General features: G+C 62.2%; 23 protein-coding genes. 15 read left to right on the top strand and 8 right to left on the bottom strand.

The features are described from left to right. Positions 1 to 148 precede the first annotated feature (148 nt). Positions 149 to 1,975 carry a hypothetical protein gene (locus ACN0YJ_RS01745; RefSeq protein ID WP_417495154.1) on the top strand — a complete coding sequence of 609 codons (1,827 nt, stop codon included), beginning with the start codon at positions 149 to 151 and terminating at the stop codon, positions 1,973 to 1,975. A 25-nt stretch (positions 1,976 to 2,000) separates the two neighbouring features. On the opposite strand, the gene ACN0YJ_RS01740 is transcribed toward ACN0YJ_RS01745, so the two are convergent. The 4 genes from ACN0YJ_RS01740 to ACN0YJ_RS01725 all read right to left on the bottom strand — a co-directional run bounded on the left by ACN0YJ_RS01740 (position 2,001) and on the right by ACN0YJ_RS01725 (position 5,091). Then, complete coding sequence (locus ACN0YJ_RS01740) at positions 2,001 to 2,276, bottom strand: HPr family phosphocarrier protein (protein ID WP_417476728.1); 276 nt, start codon at positions 2,274 to 2,276, stop codon at positions 2,001 to 2,003. Next, complete coding sequence (locus tag ACN0YJ_RS01735) at positions 2,273 to 2,680, bottom strand: PTS sugar transporter subunit IIA (RefSeq protein ID WP_417476758.1); 408 nt, start codon at positions 2,678 to 2,680, stop codon at positions 2,273 to 2,275. The genes ACN0YJ_RS01740 and ACN0YJ_RS01735 overlap by 4 nt, the downstream gene beginning before the upstream one ends. Before the next feature lie 67 nt (positions 2,681 to 2,747). Continuing rightward, positions 2,748 to 4,370, bottom strand: a complete 1,623-nt coding sequence (locus ACN0YJ_RS01730; RefSeq protein ID WP_417476727.1) for a stimulus-sensing domain-containing protein — start codon at positions 4,368 to 4,370, stop codon at positions 2,748 to 2,750. A gap of 10 nt (positions 4,371 to 4,380) precedes the next feature. Next, a complete protein-coding gene (locus ACN0YJ_RS01725) occupies positions 4,381 to 5,091 on the bottom strand; it encodes a response regulator transcription factor (RefSeq protein WP_091770084.1) in 711 nt (236 codons plus the stop codon). A 168-nt stretch (positions 5,092 to 5,259) separates the two neighbouring features. On the opposite strand from ACN0YJ_RS01725, the gene ACN0YJ_RS01720 reads away from it, so the two are divergent. The 3 genes from ACN0YJ_RS01720 (at position 5,260) to ACN0YJ_RS01710 (ending at position 8,137) form a co-directional block, all read left to right on the top strand. Continuing rightward, complete coding sequence (locus ACN0YJ_RS01720; protein WP_417476726.1) at positions 5,260 to 6,957, top strand: hypothetical protein; 1,698 nt, start codon at positions 5,260 to 5,262, stop codon at positions 6,955 to 6,957. 71 nt (positions 6,958 to 7,028) lie between these two features. Continuing rightward, positions 7,029 to 7,616, top strand: coding sequence for a DUF1214 domain-containing protein (locus ACN0YJ_RS01715; RefSeq protein ID WP_417495153.1), 588 nt, complete (start codon positions 7,029 to 7,031; stop codon positions 7,614 to 7,616). After that, a complete protein-coding gene (locus ACN0YJ_RS01710) occupies positions 7,616 to 8,137 on the top strand; it encodes a DUF1254 domain-containing protein (protein ID WP_417495152.1) in 522 nt (173 codons plus the stop codon). The genes ACN0YJ_RS01715 and ACN0YJ_RS01710 overlap by 1 nt, the downstream gene beginning before the upstream one ends. 77 nt (positions 8,138 to 8,214) lie before the next feature. Here ACN0YJ_RS01710 and ACN0YJ_RS01705 read toward each other — a convergent pair whose 3' ends face one another. After that, positions 8,215 to 10,434 (bottom strand): prolyl oligopeptidase family serine peptidase, encoded by a 2,220-nt coding sequence (locus ACN0YJ_RS01705; protein ID WP_417495151.1) that lies wholly within the window; start codon positions 10,432 to 10,434, stop codon positions 8,215 to 8,217. 101 nt (positions 10,435 to 10,535) lie between these two features. On the opposite strand from ACN0YJ_RS01705, the gene dapF reads away from it, so the two are divergent. From dapF to ACN0YJ_RS01690, 3 genes are all read left to right on the top strand, one after another. Continuing rightward, the gene (gene dapF / locus ACN0YJ_RS01700) at positions 10,536 to 11,345 is read left to right on the top strand and encodes a diaminopimelate epimerase (RefSeq protein WP_417495174.1); all 810 of its coding nucleotides are present in this window, start codon (positions 10,536 to 10,538) and stop codon (positions 11,343 to 11,345) included. Positions 11,346 to 11,447: 102 nt separating this feature from the next. Continuing rightward, a complete protein-coding gene (locus ACN0YJ_RS01695; protein ID WP_417495150.1) occupies positions 11,448 to 12,773 on the top strand; it encodes a tetratricopeptide repeat protein in 1,326 nt (441 codons plus the stop codon). A 316-nt stretch (positions 12,774 to 13,089) separates the two neighbouring features. After that, on the top strand, positions 13,090 to 13,614 hold the full coding sequence (locus ACN0YJ_RS01690; protein ID WP_417476721.1) for a CC0125/CC1285 family lipoprotein: 525 nt from the start codon (positions 13,090 to 13,092) through the stop codon (positions 13,612 to 13,614). Positions 13,615 to 13,620: 6 nt separating this feature from the next. On the opposite strand, the gene ACN0YJ_RS01685 is transcribed toward ACN0YJ_RS01690, so the two are convergent. Together ACN0YJ_RS01685 and ACN0YJ_RS01680 are read right to left on the bottom strand one after the other, a co-directional pair. Continuing rightward, positions 13,621 to 15,867: a TonB-dependent receptor family protein gene (locus ACN0YJ_RS01685; RefSeq protein ID WP_417495149.1), complete on the bottom strand. Its 2,247-nt coding sequence runs from the start codon at positions 15,865 to 15,867 to the stop codon at positions 13,621 to 13,623. A 166-nt stretch (positions 15,868 to 16,033) separates the two neighbouring features. Continuing rightward, the gene (locus ACN0YJ_RS01680; RefSeq protein WP_417476719.1) at positions 16,034 to 16,816 is read right to left on the bottom strand and encodes an SDR family NAD(P)-dependent oxidoreductase; all 783 of its coding nucleotides are present in this window, start codon (positions 16,814 to 16,816) and stop codon (positions 16,034 to 16,036) included. 179 nt (positions 16,817 to 16,995) lie between these two features. On the opposite strand from ACN0YJ_RS01680, the gene ACN0YJ_RS01675 reads away from it, so the two are divergent. The 7 genes from ACN0YJ_RS01675 (at position 16,996) to ACN0YJ_RS01645 (ending at position 23,471) form a co-directional block, all read left to right on the top strand. Further along, positions 16,996 to 17,859 (top strand): isoaspartyl peptidase/L-asparaginase family protein, encoded by an 864-nt coding sequence (locus ACN0YJ_RS01675; RefSeq protein WP_417495148.1) that lies wholly within the window; start codon positions 16,996 to 16,998, stop codon positions 17,857 to 17,859. 127 nt (positions 17,860 to 17,986) lie between these two features. After that, positions 17,987 to 18,496: a hypothetical protein gene (locus ACN0YJ_RS01670; protein WP_417495147.1), complete on the top strand. Its 510-nt coding sequence runs from the start codon at positions 17,987 to 17,989 to the stop codon at positions 18,494 to 18,496. Positions 18,497 to 18,586: 90 nt separating this feature from the next. Then, positions 18,587 to 19,762 carry a 23S rRNA (adenine(2503)-C(2))-methyltransferase RlmN gene (gene rlmN / locus ACN0YJ_RS01665; protein ID WP_417495146.1) on the top strand — a complete coding sequence of 392 codons (1,176 nt, stop codon included), beginning with the start codon at positions 18,587 to 18,589 and terminating at the stop codon, positions 19,760 to 19,762. A gap of 6 nt (positions 19,763 to 19,768) precedes the next feature. Next, the gene (locus tag ACN0YJ_RS01660; RefSeq protein WP_417495145.1) at positions 19,769 to 20,722 is read left to right on the top strand and encodes a DUF2971 domain-containing protein; all 954 of its coding nucleotides are present in this window, start codon (positions 19,769 to 19,771) and stop codon (positions 20,720 to 20,722) included. Position 20,723: 1 nt separating this feature from the next. Beyond that, positions 20,724 to 21,557, top strand: a complete 834-nt coding sequence (locus ACN0YJ_RS01655; protein WP_417495144.1) for a GNAT family N-acetyltransferase — start codon at positions 20,724 to 20,726, stop codon at positions 21,555 to 21,557. Positions 21,558 to 21,645: 88 nt separating this feature from the next. Further along, positions 21,646 to 22,017 (top strand): hypothetical protein, encoded by a 372-nt coding sequence (locus ACN0YJ_RS01650; RefSeq protein WP_417476714.1) that lies wholly within the window; start codon positions 21,646 to 21,648, stop codon positions 22,015 to 22,017. After that, positions 22,014 to 23,471, top strand: a complete 1,458-nt coding sequence (locus ACN0YJ_RS01645) for a methyl-accepting chemotaxis protein (RefSeq protein WP_417495143.1) — start codon at positions 22,014 to 22,016, stop codon at positions 23,469 to 23,471. Before ACN0YJ_RS01650 ends, ACN0YJ_RS01645 begins: the two co-directional genes overlap by 4 nt. 78 nt (positions 23,472 to 23,549) lie before the next feature. Here the strand turns inward: ACN0YJ_RS01645 and ACN0YJ_RS01640 are convergent, their stop codons facing one another. Then, positions 23,550 to 24,326, bottom strand: a complete 777-nt coding sequence (locus ACN0YJ_RS01640; protein WP_417495142.1) for a class I SAM-dependent methyltransferase — start codon at positions 24,324 to 24,326, stop codon at positions 23,550 to 23,552. 374 nt (positions 24,327 to 24,700) lie between these two features. Between ACN0YJ_RS01640 and ACN0YJ_RS01635 the strand changes: the two genes are divergently transcribed. Then, entirely contained in the window at positions 24,701 to 25,438 is a 738-nt protein-coding gene (locus tag ACN0YJ_RS01635) for a creatininase family protein (protein ID WP_417476711.1), read from the top strand. The last annotated feature ends 40 nt before the right edge of the window (positions 25,439 to 25,478 follow it).

Below are 25,478 nucleotides of genomic sequence, written 5' to 3'. Positions count from 1 at the left end.
GGCCCGGATCACGGCTTATATAAACTTCATCACAAGACAGGTTCTATTTCCGGCACCGAACTTGTAAGATTAATCAGAAATTACCGCTGATTGGCCCGGATTGGCACAAAGCCCTGTCCGCCAAGTGTTTTACAAGGTGCGTTGAGTTATGTCGCAATTGCCAACCGCTCATGCCGGGCAGTCCTTTGGTTCACGCCGGATCGATTTTATCACCGTGTCCGGTGAGGTTTCCAGTTCCGACGCTGGCACTGGCCGTGTCACTGACGGCGATGGCGTCGTTCACGATGTCAGGCTGGACGAGCGCACAAGCGCCCTCGCTGCGGGCGATACAGCGACCGTTCTTCGCGTGCAGTCAGGACCGAACCGGCGCTCGCGGCCTGTCGCGATCATCAATCATTCCCGAAATGTCTGGATGCGTGCCGCCCCCGATGCGACGACAATTCTGGGGCGCTCCGGGGTCACACGGACGCTGAACTGGTGGCTGTCTGTTCTCGCGCTCGCCCTGACGGCCATCGCGGCGGCATGGCCGGCACTGCACAGCTTCCTGACCGAATTGAATGGCGCGATGATGGCCGGCGTGCCGTCGATTGATATCTTCGCCTTGCTCGGCGCCCAGATGCCCGGGCTGGCGAGCTGGCGGATGGAAACAGCGCTGGCGTCGGGATTGTTCGATGCGGTTGCTGCGCTGGGCTTCGTACCGATGGAGCAGCTCACCGAATGGAGTCTCGCCATCGCCGTCGCGGCGCTTTCCCTGGTCGCGTTCTTCGCGCGCTCCTGGCGCCTGCTCTACGTGCCAGCATTGGCCTTGCTCTGCGTTGTATCCGGCGCGATCCTCGGCAGCCCGGACGCAACCCTGTTGATGACTGGCGGCGCCGTGCTCCTCTTTATTACCGGCGGCTTCATCAACCGCATCCGTGATGGTGGTCGTTTCAACGCCCGGGTCGAACGCCTGGCGGAATATGTTTTGCGTCATCCGCCTGAAGAAGGGGTCCGCACCCTCGAACCGGCCCGCGCCGAGCCGGCAGCGCCGGAGCCACTGGCAGCCGCCGTCGCCGCGACCGCAATCGCCGCCGCTTCAGCCGTCGCGCAAGGCGATGAGACCAGCGACGCATCCGCCGCGGCGCCCGATGAGGACATCACCACCGAGACGAGCATCGCCGCCGAGCCCGCCCAGAGCGCCGCCAATGGGGAAGTCGCCGCCGGAAGCGAAGACGATGAAACCTCTGAACTACAGAGCGCCGAGCCAGAAATCGCTGGGCCGGAAAGCGCTGGGCCAGAAAGCGCTGAGCCGGACGTAGCGGCCGCGGAAGCCTCCGAACCTGAAGCGACCGAGACTGCGGCCGCAGAGGCAGAGACATCCAGTACCGACAACACGGAAGCCGCCACAGCTGCCGATGATGAAGCGTCGCCAGCCCCTGTGATCATGGCCGAGGCTGCGCCAAACTCTGAAGCCGCACCGGCGCCAGACACCAACGCCGACGATGAAGACCTGCCAAGCCTGGAGGCCGTCGCCGCTGCTGCGGCGATCAGCGATACCGAGCGCGCCGGCACCAACACCGCAGCAACCGCTGCAGCACTGGATGAAGACCGTACAATGCCCGTGGTCGCACCGCCGCCAATGCCTGTGGCAGCAGCCGGAACCGGCAGCGTCGCTGCCATTGCCGAACCCGCCGAGCCAGAAATCGAAGCGGTCGAAGCGCCCATTGAAGCCCCTGCGACCAGCGCCGGGATCCCGGCGATCGCCGCCGCGATCCCTGGCGGACTGGAGAGCGAAGCCATCCCGGCTCCAGAATTGGCGGCCACCGCACCGCAAGCCGAGGTCCCGTTAGAGGCTGGATCCGAAAATTCCGTCGCGACTCCAGCAATCGAGGACCCCATGATCGACGACGATCATGATCCGATGATGGAATCTGCCAATGGTGATTTTGCGCCCGGCGCCCCTGAAATCGACGTCGAAAGTGAGAAATCAGACTGACGGGCAGGTGGCGGCAGCCCGGGGTTCAGTCTTCCTCGTGAAACCCGGCTTCGACCAGTTCCGCCAGCGCATCGGCTACTTCCGAAGCCTGGACGCCCGTGGCCTCAATGCCGATTTCCGACCCTTTTCCGGCCGCCAGCATCAACAATTCCATGATTGAGTCGGCATTCACGGTCTCGCCATCGCGCGAGACGTGAATGACCGCGTCATAGCTCTGCGCCATCTCGACGAATTTCGCAGCAGCGCGGGCATGCAAGCCGCGATTATTGCAGATGGTTACGCGCCGTTGAGACCGACTCACTTGCCGGAACCTTCGAGAACATTGGACGCGATCGCGATATAGCGTTTGCCAGCGTCCTCGCCCATCCGGGCCAGGCTATCGAGATCGGCGCGCGACCGGGCTTCGGCCAGCTTAATCAACATCGGCAGATTGACGCCAGCAATGACCTCAACCTTGCCCGTTTCAAGCAATGAGATCGCCAGATTGGATGGCGTGCCGCCAAACATGTCGGTCAAAACCAGCACGCCCTCACCACGGTCGGCATCGGCGATTGCCTGCCGGATATCAGCCCGGCGCTTTTCCATATCGTCGTCGGGCCCAATGCAGACAGCAAGAAACGCATCCATCGGCCCGACCACATGCTCTGTGGCGGCGACGAATTCATCGGCCAGACGGCCATGACTAACGACGACAACTCCTATCATGCGAAGCATCTAATCGCGGCTTGGCCCCGCGGGGAAGCGCCTTTTTGCAACACAAGCAGCTTGATTGTCAGTGAGCAGGTGCCGCCGGCAGCTCGACGGTGAAACGGGCCCCCAGGCACGCCCCCGTCACATCACACCTGTTGCTGGCAGTGATACGGCCGCCATGCGCCTTGATAATCTGGCGTGAGATCGCCAGTCCCAGGCCCGAATGCGTCCCGAAGGCTGCGCCGGTCGGGCGTTGGGTATAGAAGCGATCAAACACCGCTTCGAGATTTTCTTCGGGAATTCCGGGGCCGTCATCATCGACCGTGATGAGCATGGTTTCGCGCGGCTCTCGTTGACCGCGGATGGCGGTGACATAAACCTTTCCGCCCGGCGGGCTGAAGGTGATGGCATTATCAATCAGATTGCGGAATACCTGCCCCAGCGGCCCTTCACGCCCCAGCACCCGGCTATTGCGAACCTGGCTCTCAAACACCACCGGCGTCTGGCTTGACGATGCTTCGCTATAGGCCTCGGCGAGGCTGGCCAGCAGGCCGCCCAGATCAAATGGCCCGACGTCCTCGCGCGCCAGCTCCGCATCGACACGGGAGGCGCGGGAGATATCCGTGATCAACCGGTCCAGACGCGCGACATCGGCGGTAATGACAGCCAGCAAGCGGCCACGTCGAACATCATCCTTCGCCTTCGGCAGGGTTTCAGCTGCGGAGCGAATCGAAGTCAGCGGGTTTTTGAGTTCATGGGCAACGTCGGCGGCAAAGCTCTCGATCGCATCGAGACGGTCATAGAGCGCATCGGTCATCTCCGCCAGCGCGACACCGAGTTCGCCAATCTCGTCATTACGCGCACCAAGGTCCGGCATTTTGACCCGCCGCCCGCCGGCACGCCGCGCCTCATGCGCCGCCCGCGCCAGGCGCCGGATCGGCCGCGCAATGAAAACGGTCAACGCCAGCGACGACATCGCCGTTACCAGGGCCGCGATCAGAATGAAGGGCAGCAAGGCCTGCCGGTCGGCGTCAATCAGCCGGTCGAGATCATAGGATTCAATTGTCACGACACCGACGACGGCCCGGACATGCTGGATGGGAATGGAGACCGAGACCACACGCCGGCCATCGACCTCGCGCCGGACGCCCGCAACAATGCCGCCGGAAATCGCCTGGCGTACTTCATCTCGAAGATCACGATTCAGGGCTGCGCGCTCCTCAGGCGAACGCAGGATGTCCGCGAACCCGTCGAGCAGGCGCACTGGCAGGGCGTCACTCGTCTCACCCTCACCGGCGGGATCGGCGCCGGCCGGTGGCAATTCTGAGGTTTCAAAGACATCGGCGAGGAGATGGCTGTCGGCGACCAGGCTTGCACCCTTGTCAAAGACCAGCACACGCGCCTCCGCCGGAACATAGAGCTGGCGCAATAGCGCGCGGGCATCATGATTGCGCAAGGCCGGGGCCGGTATTCCGTCCGACGCCCCTTCGGCCAGCACATTGGCGATCAATTCGCCCTGGCTCCGCAGGGAATCCAGCTTGGCATTGACGAGGCCGCGACGCGTCTCGGTCAGCGCCAGCATGCCAACCACCAGCACACCCAGGGCGACAAAATTGGCCATCAGGATGAGCTGTGCCAGACGCGACGACGCCCGCGGCGCGAGGCCACGAAGGAAGGCGCGGGTGCGTCTGACAGTCTCGCGCATGTCGGCTACGTCAATCTTCCTTGTACCGGTAACCCACGCCGTAGAGGGTCTCGATGGAATCAAATTCTTGATCCACCTCCCGGAACTTCTTCCGGATGCGCTTGATATGGCTGTCGATTGTCCGGTCATCGACGTAAACCTGGTCGTCATAGGCCGCGTCCATCAGATTATCGCGGCTCTTCACATAACCGGGGCGCGTGGCCAGCGCCTGCAAAATCAGGAATTCCGTCACCGTCAGACGAACCGGCTCACCCACCCAGGAACAGGCGTGGCGATTCGAATCGAGGAGGAGCTTGCCGCGGTCCAGCGGTTTGGCATCGCCGGGCTCTCCCCCTGTAAGGGTCAAAGGCTCCGATGCCAGCCGGGCACGGCGCAGGACCGCCTTGACCCGCTCGCCCAGCAGGCGCTGGGAGAAGGGTTTGGCGATGTAGTCATCAGCGCCGAGATTGAGGCCAAGCGCCTCGTCGAACTCGTCATCCTTCGAGGTCAGGAAGATCACGGGAAGGTTCGAGGATTGCCGCAGGCGCCGCAATAATTCGAGCCCGTCCATACGCGGCATCTTGACGTCGAAAATCCCGAGATCCGGCGGATCCTCGGTCAGCGCGACGAGCGCAGACGCACCGTCATTATAGGTTCGGACATTATATCCCTCACCCTCGAGAAAGATCGAAACCGAAGTTATGATGTTCTCGTCGTCATCGACGAGCGCAATTGTAGCCATGCCATCTCCGCCCATTGCACCGTGAACCGGATGCCGAATACTGCCGTTCAGCGGGGAGGATAGACGCGGCAGCCCCCACACGCCAAGCAGGAACCGCCTGATTGCGCCGGGTTCATATGCTTTTAAGCCTATTGGCGCAGTCTTCCGCTGAATATTCCGGGGATACCAATGGCTACCGACACGCATTACGAAGTCTTCGTGAAGAAGAATCGGAAGGCCGCCTGGACGCTGCACGAGGCCCAGAACGACCGTGAAACGGCGATCCGGCTCGCGCACAAGATTTTTGCACAAAACAAGATCGGCTCCGTACGGGTCACCAAGGAAGTGTATGACGAGGAAGCGCGCACCTTCCGGTCTGTCCCGATCTGCGAGCTCGGTGACGAGAAATTTGCCGAGGGTGAGGACAAGAACGGGGCCGCTACGCTGCCCTGCCTGACACCGGACGACCTCTCCAAGCCGCACGCCCGCGATACAATTCGCCGCGTCTTGACCGCCTGGTTCGAGCGATTGCAGGCCTTGCCGATGGAATTGCTGCACCGGCCCGATCTGGTCGAGCAGCTGGAAGCCTCCGGCACGGATCTCCAGCACGCGGTTCAGAAAGTCGCTATCGCCAGTGCCAAGGATGGCGATGCAAATGTCCACGGCTATGTCAAACAGCTGAACGAGTTGATCCAGCAGGCACTGACCCGGATCTACCAGGATGCCCGTGCCCAGCGCCTCCCGGAATATCCTGACTCCAAACCGTTCAAGGATATCGTCAGCGAAATCCACGCCGGTGATCAGCGCGCCTACCTGCTGCGATCCGCAATGGCCGCACGGCTCAAGTCGGCGAAGCGATATAGCAACAAGCTCGACGCCCTGATGGATATGGGTGAAACGCTTGGTGAAGACTCTCCGGAGCGCGATTTCGCACTGACCGAGATCGACAATTATGCGGCGGAAGTGATCAGCTTCGACGCCGGGATGGCGGCCCTGCTGGGGTCTTGTCGTGATCTGGGCGAGACACTCCAGCGGTTGGCCTGCCTGTTCGATGGCGACCAAGGGGCCGATGCGATCAATTACGCCCCAAGCGTCTGCAAACGCCTCACGGCCCGTATCGGCAAGGGTGAGATGGATGCCTGCCGCGCTGTCGTCGCCCAATCCCTCCTGACTGAATTGCAGCGACCCAAACGCCTGCGCCCCTCCAGCCTGTCCGGCGAGCTTCAACTGGCCCGGGAGCTGGCACAAAAACTCGTGATGAGCCCCGATTCCCTGCTGCCTACCGACGCCCTGATCAAGGCGTTCGCAGCGCGCTCGGCGCGGCTGCTGCATCCGGAGACGATCGAAGAATTGCTGAAGGGCGCGGCGGATCCGAACGAGGAACTCGAGCGCTTGCTGGCGCTGGAAGAAAATCTTGTCGGCGAGACCAACAAGCAGAAACTTGCTGGTTATGCGCATGGAATGCTGGGCGCACAGAACACACTGTCCTGGTATCTGCGCGGCCCCAACAAACCGCTCGAACGGCTGGCCTCGCTCACGGTTCACCAGCGCCGCGTCCTCAAGGGGCAATACCCGTCGCGGGAGAAGGCCGAGCTGGCGAGCGCCATCGACGAGCTCGGGATGAAGATTATCGATGAGAGCAAGATCCTCAACGCCGTCGAAGCCGGCGATCGTCCGGCGCTGGACAAGGCGACCGGCCTGCTAAGGCTGGCAACTGCGGGCGCCCTGCCCGCCGGCCAATGCTCATCCGACGCACAGGCGCGCGCAATCCGCCATCTCAAATCCGCCGGCGGGATGAGTGAGGCGCAGACAGAGGATGGCAGGGCCAAGCTGAAATTGATCCAGACCATGCTGGTCAAGATGACGCCGCGCGCCGACGCGGCATAGCGGCCCCGCGCGTCTGACAGCACCGGTTCGACACACTTTCCAAGCCGCAAGGCCACGGCTAGGCTCGTCGCATGTGGATCAAGACCGGATTGGCGACTTTGGCAGGCGTGGCGGGCGGCGCGCTGCTGGCCGTGCTGCTCGTGTTTGGCCCGTTCGAGCTTGGCGGCACGGCTGTCGGCCCGTGGAAAACCAATCTCCTGATCGGCGACCCCGCCGCCAGCCCGGCCGTGCGGGCCGCGATTGCACGACGCGGATTGCTGGCTCTGAACCGCTCGGAGACCGTGTATTTCAACGCGACCAGCGATGATTCCGGCCAAGGCTTGCGCGAAGACTGCAGTTATCGCGTCAGCTTCGATCAACAGCCGGATACACGGTGGTGGAGCCTGACCCTCTACGCCGAGGACGATTTTCTCGCCGTCAATGGCGATAGCGCCCATTCCATCACGGCAGAGCACGCAGCCGCCAGTGCTGCGAATTCGATCGATATTGCCGTCGCAGCATCACGGCCGGAGCGTCCGGCCCACTGGATGAGTTCACGCCATGCAGGCAATTTCGCCCTGACCTTGCGCCTGTACCAACCGGACCCGGCGATCAGTGACGACCCGGTCCAGGCTATCCTGCCCAGGATTGAGCGCCTGTCCTGCGAGGGTGAGTCCTGATGCGCCGGCTCATACCGCTCACGGCAGCCCTGCTCGCGGCCATGCTCGGATTCTGGTTCACCCTGAACTGGATTCCCGGCTTCATCATGACCCGCGCGATGGAGCAGTTGGGAAACGGTGGAGCAGCGACCAATACGGCAACGCACGCGCCCCCCGTCACCGAGGCCAGCCGCCATGTCGTCAGGCCCAGCCCCGATATCCTTTACTCCATTTGCCCGTTTGACCTGTCTAACGGGCCCTTGCTGATTCAGGCCCGTTGGCCGCGGAGCGGCAGCTATGCCTCGATCAGCCTGTATGACAGTCGCACCAATAACATCTTCACGCTCAGCGACCGCGATGCCGGCCGCGCCCCGGCGATCTGGCTGGACCGGCCCGGCGCAGACGCGGTCCCGGACGGAGCGATCTCGGTGAGCAGCCCCACGCAGACCGGCCTGGTCCTGTTTCGCCAGATTGTCGAAGACCCGTCGATGATCGCCGCCGCCGATGCCGAACGGCGCAGTTTCAGGTGCGACGCGCAATAGCGCCCAACCATAGAGCCCGGACATGAAAACCCCCGAAGCCAGGCTCCGGGGGTTTTGTGTTCAGCCTGCCGGACGGACTATTCCGGCGTGGCACCCTCATCGGTAACCGGCTCGTCGCTATCCATCAGCTTTTGCATCAGGAAAGTGTAGAGCAGGGCATCACGCCGGGCGTATTCCTCCAGATTGGCGGCTGCGGCATGACCGCCCGCCGTGTTCTCATAGTAGAGATAGGGATGGCCAAGCTCAGCGAGCAGATACGCCATTTTGCGCGCATGGCCCGGATGAACCCGATCATCCTTGGTCGAGGTGTAGAGATAGATTTCCGGGTATTCGCCATTGGCGTCGACATTGTGATAGGGCGAAATCGAGCGCAGGAAGGCGCCCTCGTCCGGATCGGCCGGGTCGCCATATTCGCCCATCCAGGAATTGCCCGCCAGCAGGGTGTGATAGCGCAGCATGTCGAGCAGCGGCACAGCCGAGACGACGGCATTCCACAGATCGGGCCGCTGGGTATACATCACACCGGTCAGCAGACCGCCGTTCGACCCGCCATAGACGCCGAGATGGCGTGAACTGGTCAGGCCGGTATCGATGAGGCCTTCAGCAACCGCAATCAGATCATCATAGATGCGCTGGCGATCCATTTTGAGGCCGGCCTGGTGCCAGGCAGGCCCAAACTCGCCGCCGCCACGAATATTGGCGACGACATAGGCGCCGCCATTTTCCAGCCAGAGCTGGCCACGACTGCCCGAATAGCTCGGCCGGATCGAAACCTGGAACCCGCCATAGGCGTAGAGCAGGGTTGGCGTCGTGCCGTCCATCACCGTGTCTTCGCGGCGCACCACGAAATACGGGATCATGGTGCCATCAGGCGACGCGGCTTCGAGCTGCTCGACCACCAGACCTTCGGCATCAAAGCGCGCGGGGATGGATTTGATCGGCTCAACCGTGAGTGCCGCAGAATTGACGACAGACAGGGTATCCTGCGTCAGAAAGCCTTCCGCAGTCATGAAGGCAATGTCTTCGTGACGATGGGTGCTGCCCAGAGTGATCGTCATATTGGCCGGGACCGGGATGGTCTCCGAGGTCCAGGCGCCATCCACAAACTGGAAGGCCTCCAGGCCACCGACAACATTTTCGTCGATCTCGACCAGGAAGGCCGTCCGCGTCGACCCCATACCGCCAAGTGATTGTCGGGCGCGGGGCACATAGACCGTGTGCACACTCGGCAATTCGCCGGTCGCGACCCATTCGGCAATATCAAAGGAGAGGAGCGAACCCTGGGCGAAGCTGGCGCCGCCCTCGACCGGTGCCCAGTCTTCTTCGATTGTGAAGACCAGCTGGCCGTGGAAAATATCCTGGATAGAGGATTTGGCCGGCAATGGCAGCTGAACCGGTGCCGCATCCGCAGGCAGATACCACCAGTTGGTGTCGTAGAAGGTGACGGCCTGGGAGGCCATCATATAGACCGTGCCGTCGAAATCCTCGGCGCGGAAGGTGAACAGGCCGACATCGGACCGGTCACCGCGCACAACCTCTGTCGCGTCTTCCAGCGCCACACCGCGTTCCCAGCGATAGGCGACGGACGGATAGCCGGAATCCGTGCTGTCTGCCTCACTCGTGGCCAGGCCGACCAGAAGAGTGTCGGCGTCAATCCAGCTCACGCCACCCTTGGCATCAGGCGTCTCGAAGCCGCCATCGACAAACTCACGGGCCGAAATCGAAAACTCCCGGCGCACGGCGGCATCGGAGCCGCCATCGGACAAGGTGACCATGCAATGTTCATAGTCCGGTGCGAGACAATTGGCACCGCGCCAGACCCAATTCCGGCCTTCGGTTTCCGACAGGGCGTCAAGATCGAGGATGACATCCCATTCCGGCGTGTCGGTGACATAGCTTTCCATCGTTGTGCGGCGCCACAGGCCATGCGTATTGGCGGCGTCCTGCCAAAAGCCCCAGACAAAGCCGCCATAGAAGGCGCCGCCAGGGATCCGGTCCTCGCTCTGATAGATGGCGAGGGCCTGGTCAAACATGCCTTGATAGCGTTCATCGCCCTGTAGACGATCAAAGGTGCGTGTGTTTTGCCCCTCAACCCACTCGATGGCGGCCTCGCCCTCGACCTCTTCCAGCCAGACCCGCGGATCATTGTCCGGATCGATCTGCACAATCTGACGCCCGGCGCCGGTTACCACATTATCAGGGGTCACACTGTCTCCACTTTCCGCGACCGGCTGGCTGCAGGCCGCCAGCAAGAGCGCGCCTGCCATGGCCGTCAATTTATTCGCTGTTGAGCGCATCACCGAAATCCTTCTTGCCGATTTGCGGCGCAGTTAAGCCCGGACTGGTGCTGGACGTAAAGCCGTCTCGGCGCTATCGCAGCAGGATGAGAGCAAGATTGATGAATGGTGCCGGCAATGCCTTTCTCCTCGTCGATGCGCGGGGAAATCCGGCGCCGACCCGGATTGCGGCCAGCCGGATTCGCGATTGGGCCCAACGATGGCCATTCGATCAGCTACTTGTGCTCGAAACCTCCGATCGCGCCGATGTCTTCATGCGGATCTGGAATGCGGATGGCGACGAGGTTGGCGCCTGCGGCAATGGGACACGCGCTGCGGCCTGGCAGATGATGGAGGCGACAGGCCTTCAGCATGTGGCCATCGACACACAGGCTGGCATTCTGCTGGCCGGCCGCAAGCCCGGCGGTGAGGTGAGTGTCGATATGGGCGTCCCGCGCCTGGACTGGCGCGACATCCCGCTGGCCCGCCCAATGAACACGATCAGTCTGGATTTCCGCGCCGAGGTTGATGGTATCCGCGTCGAGAACCCCGGAGCCGTCAATATGGGCAATCCCCACGCGGTCTTCTTCGTGCGCGATCTGGAAAGTTTGCCGGTGGCGCGCCTGGGCCGCGAGGTTGAACTCGATCCGGTATTCCCGGAGCGGGTCAATGCCGGATTCGCCCAGATCCACGACCCGGCTCATATCCGTCTGCGGGTCTGGGAGCGCGGTGCCGGACTGACCCCCGCCTGCGGAACGGGGGCCTGCGCTGCGCTCGTCGCGGCACACCGCCGGGGGCTGGCCGGGCGAAGCGCTACGATAACCGCCGATGGCGGCGAGCTATTTGTCGAATGGCGCGAGAGCGACGGTCATGTCATTCTCACCGGCCCGGTCGAGGACGACGGCGAGATCGAACTCGAGCCCTGGCACTGACGGGACTGTCGCAAAAGTAACTTTCTGGCCAGAATAAAATCAATATTATCAAGCATCCAGCCGGCCCGTAACGCGAGGCGGCAATGTATAGAAAGCGTGATTATGGGCAAAACTCTCACCATGCGAAGCCTGCTGGCGGCGGCGGGCCTGACGGTCCTGATCACCCTGCCGGCGCTTGGACAGGGCAGCGCCGAAGGTCCGGCTTCAACTCTGCCGACGCCGCAGAGCATTGCCATGGAATTATTCGGCGGCGCCAATAGCGCCCTGCGCTCCGGCGATTACGAGAGCGCCCGGCGCATGCTGGAAGCGGCGCTCGACCTCAAACCCGGCCATCCGGCCATCTTGCGCGGCCTCTACCGTGTCGCGATCAACGCCGAACGGCCCGGCGATGCGCTTGCCGTGCTCGAACGCATGGCCGATGCCGGCCTCGGCTTTGACGCGGGGAATGACTTCGCGGCCCTCAACGCCGCCGATTCCGGCCGCCTCTCGGACGTCCAGGCGCGCCTGGCCGACAATATGACCGCCACCGGTCATGCCGAACGCGCCGCCCGCATTGACCGGCCCGACGCACTGATCGAAGGGGTTGCCGTCGATATCGAGACTGACCGCATTTTCCTGTCCTCGGTCGCCAACCGCGAAATTCTCATGCTTGAGCCCTTCGCGCCAAATGACCCGGTGGTCTTCGCCGACCGCGAGGACGGGCTGTGGTCGGTGTTCGGCATCGCCGTTGATGATCGAAACCGCATGGTCTGGGCCGCGTCCGGCGTCGTGCCGCAGACCCCGCTCGAGGCCGGTGAGGAAGCGGGCACGGCCCTGTTTGCCTTCGACATGATGACGGGCGACCTCTATCGCCGGTTCGAAATGGATGGTGCCCGCCGGCTCGCCGACTTCGTCGTCCGCGACGGCATTGTCTATGTTTCCGATGCCGACGCCCCGCGCATCTATGTCCTCAACTCGATTTCCAGCCAGCTTGAACTGCTGGTCGAGGACCCGCGCTTCGTCAGCCTGCAGGGCCTCGCCCTGGCGCATGGCGCGCTATACGTCGCCGATTATGCGATGGGGATATGGCGCATCGATCTGGGCGATCACAGCGTCTCGCTGGTCCGCGCCGGCGATGAAAGCCTGATCGGCATTGATGGGTTCCTCAACACGCGCGACGGTCGGCTGATCGCCGTGCGCAACGGGGTTACCCCACATCAGGTGATGGCGATCGACCTCGATGCGACAGGCCATGCCGTCGCCCATATCGATATCCTGCTGCGCGGTCATCGCGACATGGCCGGCGAGACCGAACCGACGCTGATTGACCTGGCTGATGGCCGCGGCTGGCTGGTGGCGAACGCAGCCTGGCCGCTTTTCCCCGAGGACGGCTCTGCCCCCGAGACGCCCCGCCCGGCGACCGTCATCCTTGAGCTGGACCTGCCATAGCGCCATTCCCGGCGTCGCAAAGAAGGCATTGGCTGGCCGCATCATCGAGGTCGCGCGACAAGCCGGTTCCGGCGATCGGTTCGGCAGCGCTATCGAGCGATCTCGCGGACGCGACTGACGCCGCTGGCAGAGGCAGCTCACAGGCTGCAGCTACCGAATGCCCGCCGAACCTGCTACAAGGAAGCGGATTATTGCGACACCCCCACGGCCTGACGGCAGCGGCCCCGGGCAAGAATTTCAACACGGCTCTTTCAAATCTATGGGGCATCGTCATAGTTGATGAATCTCGATCGGGAAACAGACCAAGGATAGAATCATGAAACGCTTTCTCTGCCTCGCCGGACTTTCCCTGCTCGCCGCATGCGCCACACCGACGCCCTACCAGGCCGCCGGCCAAACCCAATGGGGCTTCCAGGAAAGCCAGATTGAATCCAATCGCTTCCGGGTCTCATTCAGCGGCAATTCCCTGACCGATCGCGAAACGGTCGAGACCTATTTCCTGTACCGCGCCGCCGAACTCACTCTGGAGAACGGCTATGATCACTTCCTCGTCGCGCAACGGGCAACCGATGTGGAATCGCGGATCATCGGCTCCCGCCCGGACCCATTCTACCGGCCTGGATTCGGCCTGCACTATAGCTATTTCCATCCACGCTGGGGCTGGCGCGGTGCGGCAGACCCGTTCTGGAATGACACCAATTACCGCGAGATCACCCGCTATGAAGCGAGCGCCGAAATCGTGCTCGGGCGGGGCGCCAAGCCTGATGACATGAATGCCTTCGACGCCCGCGCCGTGATGACCAATCTCGGACCGAGCATCCAGCGGCCCACCGCGGACTGAACGGCGTCAGAAGCTGACGGACAGGCCCAGCAGTACGGCACGGGGCGCCCCGGGGCGCAATCCGGCCGGCTGACGGGCTACCGCATAGACTTCGTCGGTCAGGTTTCGGACCGAGAGGCGGGCGCGCACCTGCTCGCTGACGGCATACCAGGCTGAAAGATCCGCAACGGTGTGGGCCTCGATGCGATCGGTAGCTGCGATAGCGCCCTGGCCGGCCGTCGTGCGCACTTCATCAACCCAGGACATTGCCAATTCGCCGCCGAAACGTCCGGCATCAATACCGATGGCGGCGAAGAATTGCTGTTCCGGGATGTAGGGGACCAGATCACCGGACACCACGACGCCCCAGGGCTCATAATCCGAGCTGAAACCGGTCTGGAATTCAGCCTCGGTCCAGGTATAGGCCGCGCGCACCGGCACCGAGATACCCAGTCCCAGAAGCGGCGCGAGATCGGCACGACCCGTCAGTTCCAGGCCGCGGACATCGACTTCACCGCCATCGAACTGATCGCCGATCGTGCAGCCACCGCCGGTGGAATTGGTGCAGCTGCCGATGAGATTGTCATAGGCATTGAAGAAGCCGACCGCTTCGACCTGCCAGTTTTCGCGGCCATATCGCGCGCCAATTTCCCAATTGCGGGCGTCTTCGGGCTCCTGGTTGGTCGTGCCCGGTGCCGGCGGTGCAAAGCCGCGATGAACGCCGCCGAATACAGACAGGCTCTCGTTGAAATCATAGCGCACACCCAATCCCGGGATCAGCGCATCGACCGTATTGGTCCGCACGGTCAAATTGGCGCCGGTGCGGTCCGGGTCGGTCTTGCCGAAATCCTCACGCCGCAGCTCGACACGCTCATAGCGCAGGCCGGGCGTCAGCATCCAATTGCCGAAACTGATTTCGTCCTGGATGAAGAAGGCGGTGGCTTCGGCACTTTCGATCCGGTTGGAATCGGAGCCCGGCACATCGACGCTTGTCTGCACCATGACACCGTCATCCATGCGGAAGCGTTCGACCCACTGGAAGCGATCCATGTCATCGCGATGCGCGCGCACCCCGACCCGCCAGGCATGATCGGTCCGCCCCAGCGTCAGATCGCCAGCCAGCTCGAGCTGGATGCCCTCGGCCGAATAGTCGCGATTATTGTGTTTGACGGTCAACGCATTATCGGCCGAGACGAGACCGGCACCGCCGAAAATGATGTCGAGGGAATCGGAATGGGCGGCCGGGTCTGCGAGCAGGGCCGAGATCGAGACCGAGCCGGCCGCACCCGCCCCGTCCGGGTCGATATTGTCCAGCTTGAACCAGTCGCGGCCGAAGTGGGTTGAATAGACAACTGCCGACACTTCCAGCCCGTTGGAAAAATCGGCGCGATAGCGCAGCGACAGCTCGCTGTGATCGGCATTCATCTGGTCGAGCTGGCTACCGGCATAGCGGCGGAACGGGTCCGCGGCAAAGTCCGCCTCGGTCAGGCCGAGATAGGTCTCGTCGGAGACCTCATCGGAGGCCTGGCCCTTCAGTTCGAACATGTGGTCGATGCCGCCGGTCGAGAATTCCAGACGCAATTTGCCGACATAGTCCTCGATTTCATATCCGGTCGAACCCGACTCGAAGCCATCGATCGTCTTGAATCCGTCAGCGCTGTCCAGATAGGCTTCGAGCAGGCCACCAATGCGGACGCCATCGTCCAGCTCGGTCATGCCGCCGGCGAAGCCATGGGCGCGACGAATGCCCTCATCACCGGCCCACAGGTCCAATGCGCCCGAAAACGCGTCGGGAACCGGGGTCGAGAACAGATTGAGCGAGCCGCCCTGGGTGCGCGGGCCATAGCGAACGCCAGCCGCGCCCTTGATCACTTCAACACCCGCCATGCGGCCGGCATGGGGAAAATAATAGGCCGCCGGCGCGGAATAGGGCGCCGGCGCGATCAGGACGCCATCCTCCATCAGGGTAATCTTGTCAGAGCGGTCGAGACCGGTGCCGCGCATGCCGATATTCGGGCGCAGGCCGTAACCATCCTCTTCCTGGAAATTCACCCCGGCGACGGTCCGCAAGAGCCGGGTGATGTCGGCATAATCATGGACGGCGAGGTCTTCGGCATCAAGCAGGTCGGCCGAGCCGGGAATGGAATTGGGGTCGCCGCCAAGGCCAATGACCGAAATCACTTCGGCGTGGATATTGCTGGAAGCAGGCGCCTGGGCCCAGGCGGATGTCGTGACGGCGGCCAGCGCGGTGGCCGAGAGAAGTGCGATACGCATGAGACCCCTAAACGCTCTATCATTGCGACTGATCCGCAATTACAGAGCATTGAGCCGCCTGTCCAGCCGTATTGCAAATGAGTTGCAGGAGTATTGTCGCGCGCGTTCGGGCATAAAAAGGGCCGGATCGAAACCCGGCCCCTTTCAGTTCACCGTGTGAGGACGCCTATTTTGGCGGCATGCGCGCGCCGGCATCCAGGCGGACGCACTCGGCATTGATGTAGTCGCTGGTGACCATGAAGGCGACGAGATCGGCATACTCGGCCGGCGTGCCGAAGCGCTGCGGGAATTGCAGATGCGACGCGAGGCTCACTTTCACTTCCGGCGGCATTTGCTGGTAGATCGGGGTCTCGAAGAAACCCGGCAGGATCGTGTTGACGCGGATACCCTCGCGCGCCAGATCGCGCGCCATCGGCAGGGTCATGCCGTAAATCCCGCCCTTGGATGCCGCGTAGGCAACCTGGCCGATCTGACCGTCCTGGGCTGCGACCGATGCGGTATTGATAATCACGCCGCGGCCCGAGCCACCATTGGGGTCGAGCGACATCATGCCGGCGGCCGATTTGGCAGCACAGATGAAGGAACCGATCAGATTGATCGAGATCACCTTGGAGAAACCGGCAAAGCTGTGCGCCGCGATCTCGCCGGTCGAGGAAGACCGGCGTGCCGTCTTCTCGGCCCAGCCAATACCGGCGCAATTGACGAACACACGTTCCTGGCCATGGGCCGCGCGCGCCTTGGCAAAACCGGCATCGACGCTGGCTTCATCGGCGACATTGACCTGGCAGAATACACCGCCAATCTCCTTGGCAACCATTTCGCCGCGCTCGGCATTCATGTCGAAAATGGCGACCTTGGCACCATCGGCGGCAAGGCGGCGGGCCGAACCTTCGCCCAGACCGGAAGCGCCACCGGTGACGATGGCTGCGATTGAAGCGTCAATTTTCATCAGTTCATTCCCCTGCATGGATTGGCACATCGCCGAACAAGTTCTCTGCGGACGGGCGTAGCGAAAACGCGCAGTGTCCGCAAGCGGGGCAGCGTGCCGCATTGCCGCCTTCTCCCTCGCCCCGGCGAGTGATAAAGCGGGTTCCGAATTTGCCCTGACACCGCCTGGAGACTATCGACATGACCGGCACCTATGCTCTTGTCCTTCACGGTGGAGCCGGCGTCCTCGCCGACCACGGCTATCCGGAACAGATCGCCCACATGCGCAAACTGGCCGAGCTGGGCAAATCCATGCTCGCTTCCGGCGAGACCGCGCTCGACACCGTGACGGAAATCGTCCGCCAGCTTGAGGCCTCCGGCCTTTATGTCGCGGGCAAGGGGGCCTCGCCAAACAAGGCCGGGCGCTATGAGCTCGACGCTGCGATCATGACCGGTCACGACCGCAAGGCCGGCGCTGTGGCAGCGCTGACCGGCTTTGTCAGTCCGATCCACGCGGCGCGAGCCGTCATGGAGACCACGCCGCATGTCATGCTGGCGGGGCGCGGCGCCGACGCCTTCGGGATGCAACTCAATCTGGAGCGCGTTGACAGCGTCAATGATTACTACACGCCCGCCGCAGCCCCTGATGATCGCGCCATGGCGACGGGCACGGTCGGCTGCGTCGCACTCGACCGCGCCGGCAATCTGGTTGCCGCCACGTCGACTGGCGGCACTTTGAACAAGATGGAAGGCCGCATCGGCGATTGCCCGGTGATCGGATCGGGCACCTGGGCCGACAGCCAGGTGGCGATTTCCTGCACCGGCCAGGGCGAATACTTTCTGCGCACGGCGACCGCCAAGGATGTGGCGGCGCGGATGGCCTATGGCGGGCTGGATCTTGCCGCCGCCTGTCAGGCTTCGATCGATGAGGTTGGCGCGCTCGGCGGCGAAGGCGGCCTGATCGCCGTCGACCGGCATGGCAATATCGCCCAGCCCTTCAACTCCCCCGGCATGAAACGCGCAGTCGTCCATGCCGATGGCAGGATTACGGTTGATGTCGACTAGCGCCGCGACGCAATTCCCCCGGTAAATTTTGCGTCATCTGCCAAATCTTAGCGCGGACTTAACCCTCGCCATCATACCGCCATCAGGGTGCGCATATTCTTGTTTTTTGCCTGGTGAGGTGTTTGCCGTGACCATCCGACGCTGTCTGACTGCTCTTGTACTGATCTTCGGCCTCGGCGCGCCGGCTATGGCCCAGAGCGAACCGGAATTTCGCGGCGAGTATAGCGATTGGCGGGTCTTTACCCGCTCAACCGATGACGGACTTGTCTGCTATACGCTCAGCCGGCCACGCGATTCCACGCCGCTCGCCCATGACCATGGCAATGTCTATTTCCTCGTATCGTCCTGGCAATCCGGCTCGGTCGAAGAACAGCCCAACCTGCTGGTCGGCTATGATCTGCGCCCCATCAGCCCGCCACAGATCCGGGTCGGATCGAGCCGTTTCGACATGTTTGTCGACGGACAGGAGGCCTTTCTCGACAATCTGCGCGATGAGCCTTCCCTGGTCCGGGAAATGCGCCGCGGCTCCACCATGCGGGTGACTGGCACGACGAGTGACGGCATCGCCACCGCCTATGAGTTCTCGCTCAGCGGCATCACCGCCGCGCTGCAACGCGTTTCCAGCCTTTGCGGCTAGCTTCGCCGGCAGTCCGTTACGATTAGGCCACGCCACGCTTTTGTGATATTGCGCGCGGCTTCCGAACACTTGAACGGTCCATCCAAGATCATGAGCCACGCGCTGAACATCGCAGCCGCCAACGTCAATGCCCCGCGCATCGACGAGTCCACGCCCCACGCCCTGCCGTCACTGGCCGGAATGGGGCGCGCGCAATTGCGCGAGGCGGCGCTCGCCTGCGGTGTCGAGGAGCGCAAGGCCAAGATGCGCGCCAACCAGCTGTTTGGCTGGATCTATCATTACGGCAGCACGTCCTTCGACGAGATGACGAATATCGACAAGGAGACGCGCGCACGTCTTGCGGCCCACTACACACTCGACCGGCCGCGAATACTCGAGCGGCTTGTCTCCACCGATGGCACCCGCAAATACCTGATCGAGCTGGCGCCCGGCGTCGAATGCGAAACCGTCTTCATTCCCGATGTCGCCCGCTCAGGCGCGCTATGCGTATCGAGCCAGGTTGGCTGCACGCTCAATTGCACCTTCTGCCATACCGGGACCCAGGCCCTGGTGCGCAATCTCACCGCCGCCGAAATCGTTGCCCAGGTGATGATCGCGCGCGATGACCTGGCCGAATGGCCGAGCTCGAATGATGATCGCAAGGTCACCAATATCGTCTTCATGGGCATGGGCGAGCCCTTGTATAATCTCGACCATGTCTCCGATTCGATCGACACCATCTCCGATCCCGAAGGCATGGCCATCGGCCGCCGCCGGATCACGGTGTCGACCTCGGGCGTGGTGCCGAAAATTGCCGAGCTTGGCACCCGCACCAACACCATGCTGGCGATCTCGCTTCACGCCACCAATGACGCACTGCGCGACGAGCTGGTGCCACTGAACAAGAAATACCCGCTCAAAGCGCTGATGGACGCGATCCGCGCCTATCCGGGCCTCAATAATTCACGCCGCATCACCTTCGAATACGTGATGCTGAAGGGCGTCAATGACAGCCTCGCCGAAGCGCGCGCCCTGGTGAAACTGCTCAAGGGCGTGCCGGCCAAGATCAATCTCATCCCTTTCAATCCCTGGCCCAACAGCCCCTATGAATGCTCGGACTGGCCGCAAATCGTGGCCTTCGCCGACCTCGTCAACAAGGCCGGCTATGCCTCCCCGATCCGCACCCCGCGCGGCCGCGATATCTTCGCCGCCTGCGGACAATTGCGGTCGGAAAGCAAAAAGGTGAAGGCGAGCGAATTGAAGAAACAGCGGCTGGCGGAAGGTTAGTCAGCTATGAAGAAGCTCAGCGACAGAGTGCTTCACTTCACCAATGGCGCTGGATTTCTTGGCATCATTGAGGGCGACCATCTGAGGGCCACTCACTTTGAGTACACCAACGACTCGAGTGAGTTGAGATCGTATTTGGATGCTATTTCAAGGCTTTCACTGAACAGTGATGTTGAGGCAGATTCCGACAATTTGATCGAAGAAAAAGACGGCAAAATCATTGTAACACTAAGTCAAACGAACTGGCAGATTTTACAGTTGGGGATCGTCAGAAACCCAGATCAATTTCTAAATGCTTATCTCACAAGTTTTTGTAAAATACAAAATATGTATCAATATTATAACGGATTACTAAGTCAATGGCGCGGATATTCCAATGATGGCGGCTATGCACTTGAATTTTTTAAAGATGAAATTATTAACAAACTGCAGGGCCTATCAGAAACGGAATCGTTTTCATTTACAACTGACGTCAAATACGTAGACAACACTAAAATCGAACGTGAATTGCAAAAATCTTTCTACAAAACAGCGTCGATATCTCAACGTCAGTCAATATTGGACAAGAATTTATTTGATATGGGGCCATTTAATTTAAACGATAAGAGGTCAGTAATAGGGTTGGCAGGTATTCAAGTCGCCCTTCAAGTTATGAAATCATGTTTGCAATACAAAAATTTGCACTTTTCTGAAGAAAATGAATGGCGTGTCGGTTCCTTTCACATGAAACCGCTTGATGAGGGTTCGAGTTTCGTCAATTTTTACAACCGTGGAGGAACGTTGACTCCGTATCTGAGAATCCTTGCGGGCAAGACGTGCAAGCTACTTCGACGTGTGGTGGTGGGCCCACACCCACAACAGGGGCGCCGAATACGATCTGCCGAAATGTTGTTGGCGAAACATGGATGTAAAGCCAAGGTTTCTGGCTCATCAATTCCATTTACTAGACTCACACAATAAAATGACCGCCGCCATCCTCTACCGCTGGCGTCTCAAGCCCGGTCGCGAGACTGAATTCCGCGCCGCCTGGGCCGAAGGCACGCGCCTGATCCACCAGGCTTGCAAATCCTATGGTGCGCGCCTGCACGAAGGCGAGGACGGTCTGTTCTGGTCCTATGCGTTGTGGCCATCGGAAGCGACGCGCAAGGCCTGTTTTGCCGACCAGGACTGGTTCTCCCGGGACTGTTTCAAGACCATGCAGGCCTGTATCGAGGAGCGGTTCGACGAGATTCGCCTCACCCTCACCGATGATGCCCTGACCGCGCCAACCCCGCGTCTCGAACCCGTCCTGCTGACGACTGAACGCCTGCTCTTGCGCCCGATGGTGACAGAGGATTGCGAGGCCTTCTTGCCGGCCCTGACCGATCCGGAAACGATGAAATACTGGTCGCGCGGCCCGCTGGCCGGCATCGAGGCGGTTCGCGATTATCTCGGATGGAATATCCGCGGCGACGGCGTGGAGACCTTCGTCCTCACGCTCAAGGACGCGCCCCGGGACGCGCTCGGCTGGGTCGTGTTGATGGACCGCAAGAATAATGCGGCCGAGACGGGCTATATGATGCGTCCCGATCAGCAAGGCCATGGCTATGCCCGCGAGGCGACGGCGGCGGTGGTCGAGCATGGCTTCATGACCCGTGGCTTGCGCCGCATCTATGCCGATACCGACCCGGACAATGCCGGCTCGATCCGCCTGCTCGAATCGCTTGGCTTCCAGCTCGAGGGGCGTTTGCGCGCCGCCTGGGAAACCCATATCGGTGTCCGCGACAGCCTGATCTTCAGTCGCGTGAAGGTTTAGACCTGCCCTCGGGCACCGCTTGGGCCACCGAAAAGCTTTCTTAACCACACGCATGCTCTCTGGTTCTTTCCAGTTGAGAAATGAAACCATGCGTCGCCGATCCAACACGCCCCTCAAATTCCTGCCCGCCATCGCGGTCAGCCTGGCTGTGATCGGCATGCCGGCCCTGGCCGTGTTCGAGCCGGTGCATGGAAGCGAGGCCGCTGCGGTCTTTCCACCGGGATGGAAGCATGCCGACGTGGTGCTCGCCACAGCGCAGGCCGATTTGTCCTTCGTGCGTTTCGGCGCCTTCTCCAATATCGGCATTGTCGAGATTGCCGATGCGGGCTCGCTGCGGGCCCTGCGCCGGGCCGGCGCGCTGATCCTTCTTCCGCCGGGCGCGCTGGGCGGTTGCCTTCTGCCCCGCGACCCGTCGACACCCTTTACGGCCGCCCCCTCAAACAACGGACTTTCGATATGACACGTCTCGATCAATTGCGCTCCCAGGCCCAGACCGCCCTGACGCTGGTGATTTGCGCCGGAGCCGTGCTCTACCCGCTGGCAGCCTTATTCCTGGCCCAGGATCGATTGATCCCCGGGACGGTTCTCCTCGCACTGGTCGCGGCAATGGCCGTCTTCGTCTGGAAAACCGACGCGAATTCGATGTCCTCGCGGATCACGACAGGCGCCAGCCTGATCGCCCTGCCGGCCGCGCTCGTCTACATGATGAGCGGTTCGGGCTGGCAGATCGACATGCACATGCTGTTCTTCGCCTGCCTGGCGGCCACTGCCGCCCTGCTGGACTGGCGCGTCATCGTGGCGGCAGCGGCCGTCACTGCGGTGCACCACCTCTCGCTCAACTTCATCCTGCCCTGGGCCATCTTCCCGGAAGGCGCGAGCTTTACCCGCGTCCTGTTCCACGCCGTGATCGTTGTCGGCCAGGCTGCAACGCTGATCTGGATGACGGCCCAGGCTTCCATGGCCCTGACCGAAGCCGACGCCAGCACAGAGCAAGCCAATGCCGCGCAGCAATCGGCGGCCCAGAGCGCTGCGGCGGAACAATCCGCCAAGACCGACACTGAGACACGCCGGGCCGCCGTGGCCGAGCTTGCGACCAATTTCCAGAACGCCCTGCGCACGGTCGCCAGTGGTGTCTCGGGCGCCGCCGGTCAGGTCGACTCCCTGGCCCGTCAGCTTCAGACCGATGCCGGCGCCACGCGCGATGGTGCCCGCAGCGCTGCCGAGCGCGCCGGGCAGACCAATTCCAATGTCCAGTCTGTCGCCGCTGCGGCGCAGGAATTATCAGCCTCGATCTCGGAAGTGTCCCGCATCCTGGAAAATTCCGACAATGTCTCCGAACGCGCCGCCGCCGAAGCCGTCGGTGCCGGACGTTCGATCGACGACCTCCAGGCCGCCGCCAAGGAGATCGAGGACATTATGCAACTGGTCGCGGCCGTCGCCGAACAGACCAATCTGCTCGCCCTCAACGCCACCATCGAGGCCGCTCGCGCGGGTGAAGCCGGCAAGGGTTTCGCGGTCGTCGCGTCGGAAGTGAAAGCCCTGGCCGAGCAAACCTCGCGCGCCTCCAGCGATATCGCCGGGCGTATCGAGGCGATGCGCGGGGCCTCGGGCGGCGCCGCCAGCTCGCTGGGCAAGATCGCCGAGACGATCGAAGAACTGCGCGCCTCGTCCAATAGTGTCCGCGGCGCCTTCACCGAACAGAGCAGCGCGACGCGCGAGATTGCCGAACTCGCCGAACGGGCCGCCGGCGAGACGTCTGAAGTGACGCGCGAAATGGACAATGTGAACGGGGCGGCCAGCCGCGCCAGCACAGCCGCCGAGGAATTCATGCTCGCCTCGTCGGAGCTGAACCAGTCGGCCACCCAGCTCGACCATGAACTCAATGCCTTCAAGGCCGCGCTCGACGCCGCCTGACAGCAGCCACTACAGCAGACATGAAAACGGGCGGTGCCAGACCGGCGCCGCCCGTTTTCATTGACAACCAGCCTCGGCTCAGCCCGGCTTGCGGAAGCGGTAGACGAAGCGGTCCGTGTGCCGGCGCAGATCCGGCGCGAAGACATTGCCGGTCCGGTCGTCGTCCGGATTGGCGAGCATGTCGCTTTCCGCTTCCAGAATGAAACCGGCCGCCATCACCTCTTCACGGACGATATGGGCATCGATGCGGTGGGTATCATTGACGAAGGTCAGGCCGGAGCCGGCGGGGGCATGGTGGTCAATGACGATGAAGACACCACCGGGACGCAGGGCGTCGTAAATCGCCTGGTTCATCGCGACCCGGTCGGTGCCGTCATAGGCGGTATCGTGGTAGAACAACACCATGAAGGCGGCATCCAGCGGCGCGTCGATCGCGCTGTCGAAATTCTCGATCATGTCGACGACGCGGGTCATATTGCTGCGTGAATCCGCGAGTTCGCCCAAGGTGGCATTGCCGTCCGCGAAACGCTCGGCGATCCAGGCCGGATTGAACGCGTAGACATGGCCCGCCTCACCCACGGCGGTCGAGAGCACGCGGGCATAATAGCCGCCTCCCGGCACGATATCGGCAACGCGCCAGCCATGCTCCAGCCCGGCAAAGGCGAGCACTTCGGCCGGATGCCGATTGACATCCAGCAGCCGGTCCTCCTCAGGCCGCGCCGCATCGGCCAACGCGGCCTCGATCACCACAGGCATGGGCGCAGGCTGTTGCGCGGCAGGCGCCGGCGTTTCGGTCGCTGGCGAACAGGCTGCGAGCGTCAGCGCTGCAGCGGAAAGGCAGAAGAGAAGGCGCATCGAATAGTCCCCGATCATGGTCCCCGAATGAGGCCAGCATCATCGCCAAGACGACCTCACAAGCCAATCAATTCGCCGTGAGACATTTTCTATCCCCAATGTTTCAGACCTTTACGGTTGGGAAGGGTTTTTCTGGCATCAAGGCCGCGTGTCCGGAGCTTGATTCCTTCCGTGACCGGGGGAGGTTGAATCATGCAATTCATGCTCGCAATCGCGACAATCATGGCCGTCGGCGCCGCTTTCATCTACCGGGCTGAAAGCCGCCGCGAGGACTAGCACCTCCGCGCTGCTGCCAGGCACTTGCACTTCGCTGCCGGGGCCGTTTATCTCGGCGATCCAATCTTGCTGCTCCCTCTTGCCGCGAAGGGCTCGCCATGCTGCTCCACCACGCCACCTGGCCTGAAGTCGAAACCTATCTGAAGCGCTGCAAGGGCATCGTGATTCCGATTGGCTCGACCGAACAACACGGTCCCAACGGGCTGGTGGGCACCGATGCCATTTGCCCGGAAGTGATCGCCGCCGAGGCTGGCGCCGAAGCCGGCTTCCTCGTCGGCCCGACCTTCAATGTCGGCATCGCCCAGCACCATCTCGGCTTTCCCGGTTCGATGACCTTGCGTCCCTCGACCATGATCGCCGTCATCAATGACTGGACAGAGAGCCTGCTGCGCCACGGCTTCAAGCGGATCTATTTCTTCAACGGCCATGGCGGCAATATCACCACAATCAGCGCCGCCTTCGCCGAATTCTATGCGCAATGGTCGCTCGACGCCGAGCCTTGCCCGGCGCGGCTGATGCAGCGCAATTGGTGGGAATTGCCCGGCGTCATGGAGACCTGCCGTACCCTTTTCCCGGTCGGCGAAGGTTCGCACGCCACCGCATCGGAAGTCTCGGTCACGCAATACGCGCTGCCCCAGGCGATCAAATCGGTCGCCATGAGCCCGACAATCGCCCCCTCGGGCGGTTTCGCAGATGCCGCCGATTTCCGCGCCCGCTATCCCGATGGCCGTATCGGATCGGACCCGTCGCAGGCGACACCGGAGAAGGGCGCGCAGATCGTCGCCGTGGCGAAACAGGCGCTGATCGCCGATGTCGCCGGGTTTTTCGAAGCCTGACCGGCAAACACAGCCGCGAATTCGTCCGCGTCCTGCCCTT

This window comes from Maricaulis sp. (assembly GCF_048270095.1).
GTDB lineage: Bacteria > Pseudomonadota > Alphaproteobacteria > Caulobacterales > Maricaulaceae > Maricaulis.
This window is presented reverse-complemented; position numbering and strand designations above follow the sequence as displayed.

Excerpts from the sequence above, each read along its gene's own strand:
- ACN0YJ_RS01745 (WP_417495154.1), top strand. The coding sequence starts at position 149 with ATGTCGCAATTGCCAACCGCTCATGCCGGGCAGTCCTTTGGTTCACGC.
- ACN0YJ_RS01735 (WP_417476758.1), bottom strand. The coding sequence starts at position 2,680 with ATGATAGGAGTTGTCGTCGTTAGTCATGGCCGTCTGGCCGATGAATTC.
- ACN0YJ_RS01730 (WP_417476727.1), bottom strand. The coding sequence starts at position 4,370 with ATGCGCGAGACTGTCAGACGCACCCGCGCCTTCCTTCGTGGCCTCGCG.
- ACN0YJ_RS01725 (WP_091770084.1), bottom strand. The coding sequence starts at position 5,091 with ATGGCTACAATTGCGCTCGTCGATGACGACGAGAACATCATAACTTCG.
- ACN0YJ_RS01720 (WP_417476726.1), top strand. The coding sequence starts at position 5,260 with ATGGCTACCGACACGCATTACGAAGTCTTCGTGAAGAAGAATCGGAAG.
- ACN0YJ_RS01715 (WP_417495153.1), top strand. The coding sequence starts at position 7,029 with ATGTGGATCAAGACCGGATTGGCGACTTTGGCAGGCGTGGCGGGCGGC.
- ACN0YJ_RS01710 (WP_417495152.1), top strand. The coding sequence starts at position 7,616 with ATGCGCCGGCTCATACCGCTCACGGCAGCCCTGCTCGCGGCCATGCTC.
- ACN0YJ_RS01705 (WP_417495151.1), bottom strand. The coding sequence starts at position 10,434 with ATGCGCTCAACAGCGAATAAATTGACGGCCATGGCAGGCGCGCTCTTG.
- dapF (WP_417495174.1), top strand. The coding sequence starts at position 10,536 with ATGAATGGTGCCGGCAATGCCTTTCTCCTCGTCGATGCGCGGGGAAAT.
- ACN0YJ_RS01695 (WP_417495150.1), top strand. The coding sequence starts at position 11,448 with ATGGGCAAAACTCTCACCATGCGAAGCCTGCTGGCGGCGGCGGGCCTG.
- ACN0YJ_RS01690 (WP_417476721.1), top strand. The coding sequence starts at position 13,090 with ATGAAACGCTTTCTCTGCCTCGCCGGACTTTCCCTGCTCGCCGCATGC.
- ACN0YJ_RS01685 (WP_417495149.1), bottom strand. The coding sequence starts at position 15,867 with ATGCGTATCGCACTTCTCTCGGCCACCGCGCTGGCCGCCGTCACGACA.
- ACN0YJ_RS01680 (WP_417476719.1), bottom strand. The coding sequence starts at position 16,816 with ATGAAAATTGACGCTTCAATCGCAGCCATCGTCACCGGTGGCGCTTCC.
- ACN0YJ_RS01675 (WP_417495148.1), top strand. The coding sequence starts at position 16,996 with ATGACCGGCACCTATGCTCTTGTCCTTCACGGTGGAGCCGGCGTCCTC.
- rlmN (WP_417495146.1), top strand. The coding sequence starts at position 18,587 with ATGAGCCACGCGCTGAACATCGCAGCCGCCAACGTCAATGCCCCGCGC.
- ACN0YJ_RS01660 (WP_417495145.1), top strand. The coding sequence starts at position 19,769 with ATGAAGAAGCTCAGCGACAGAGTGCTTCACTTCACCAATGGCGCTGGA.
- ACN0YJ_RS01655 (WP_417495144.1), top strand. The coding sequence starts at position 20,724 with ATGACCGCCGCCATCCTCTACCGCTGGCGTCTCAAGCCCGGTCGCGAG.
- ACN0YJ_RS01650 (WP_417476714.1), top strand. The coding sequence starts at position 21,646 with ATGCGTCGCCGATCCAACACGCCCCTCAAATTCCTGCCCGCCATCGCG.
- ACN0YJ_RS01645 (WP_417495143.1), top strand. The coding sequence starts at position 22,014 with ATGACACGTCTCGATCAATTGCGCTCCCAGGCCCAGACCGCCCTGACG.
- ACN0YJ_RS01640 (WP_417495142.1), bottom strand. The coding sequence starts at position 24,326 with ATGCGCCTTCTCTTCTGCCTTTCCGCTGCAGCGCTGACGCTCGCAGCC.
- ACN0YJ_RS01635 (WP_417476711.1), top strand. The coding sequence starts at position 24,701 with ATGCTGCTCCACCACGCCACCTGGCCTGAAGTCGAAACCTATCTGAAG.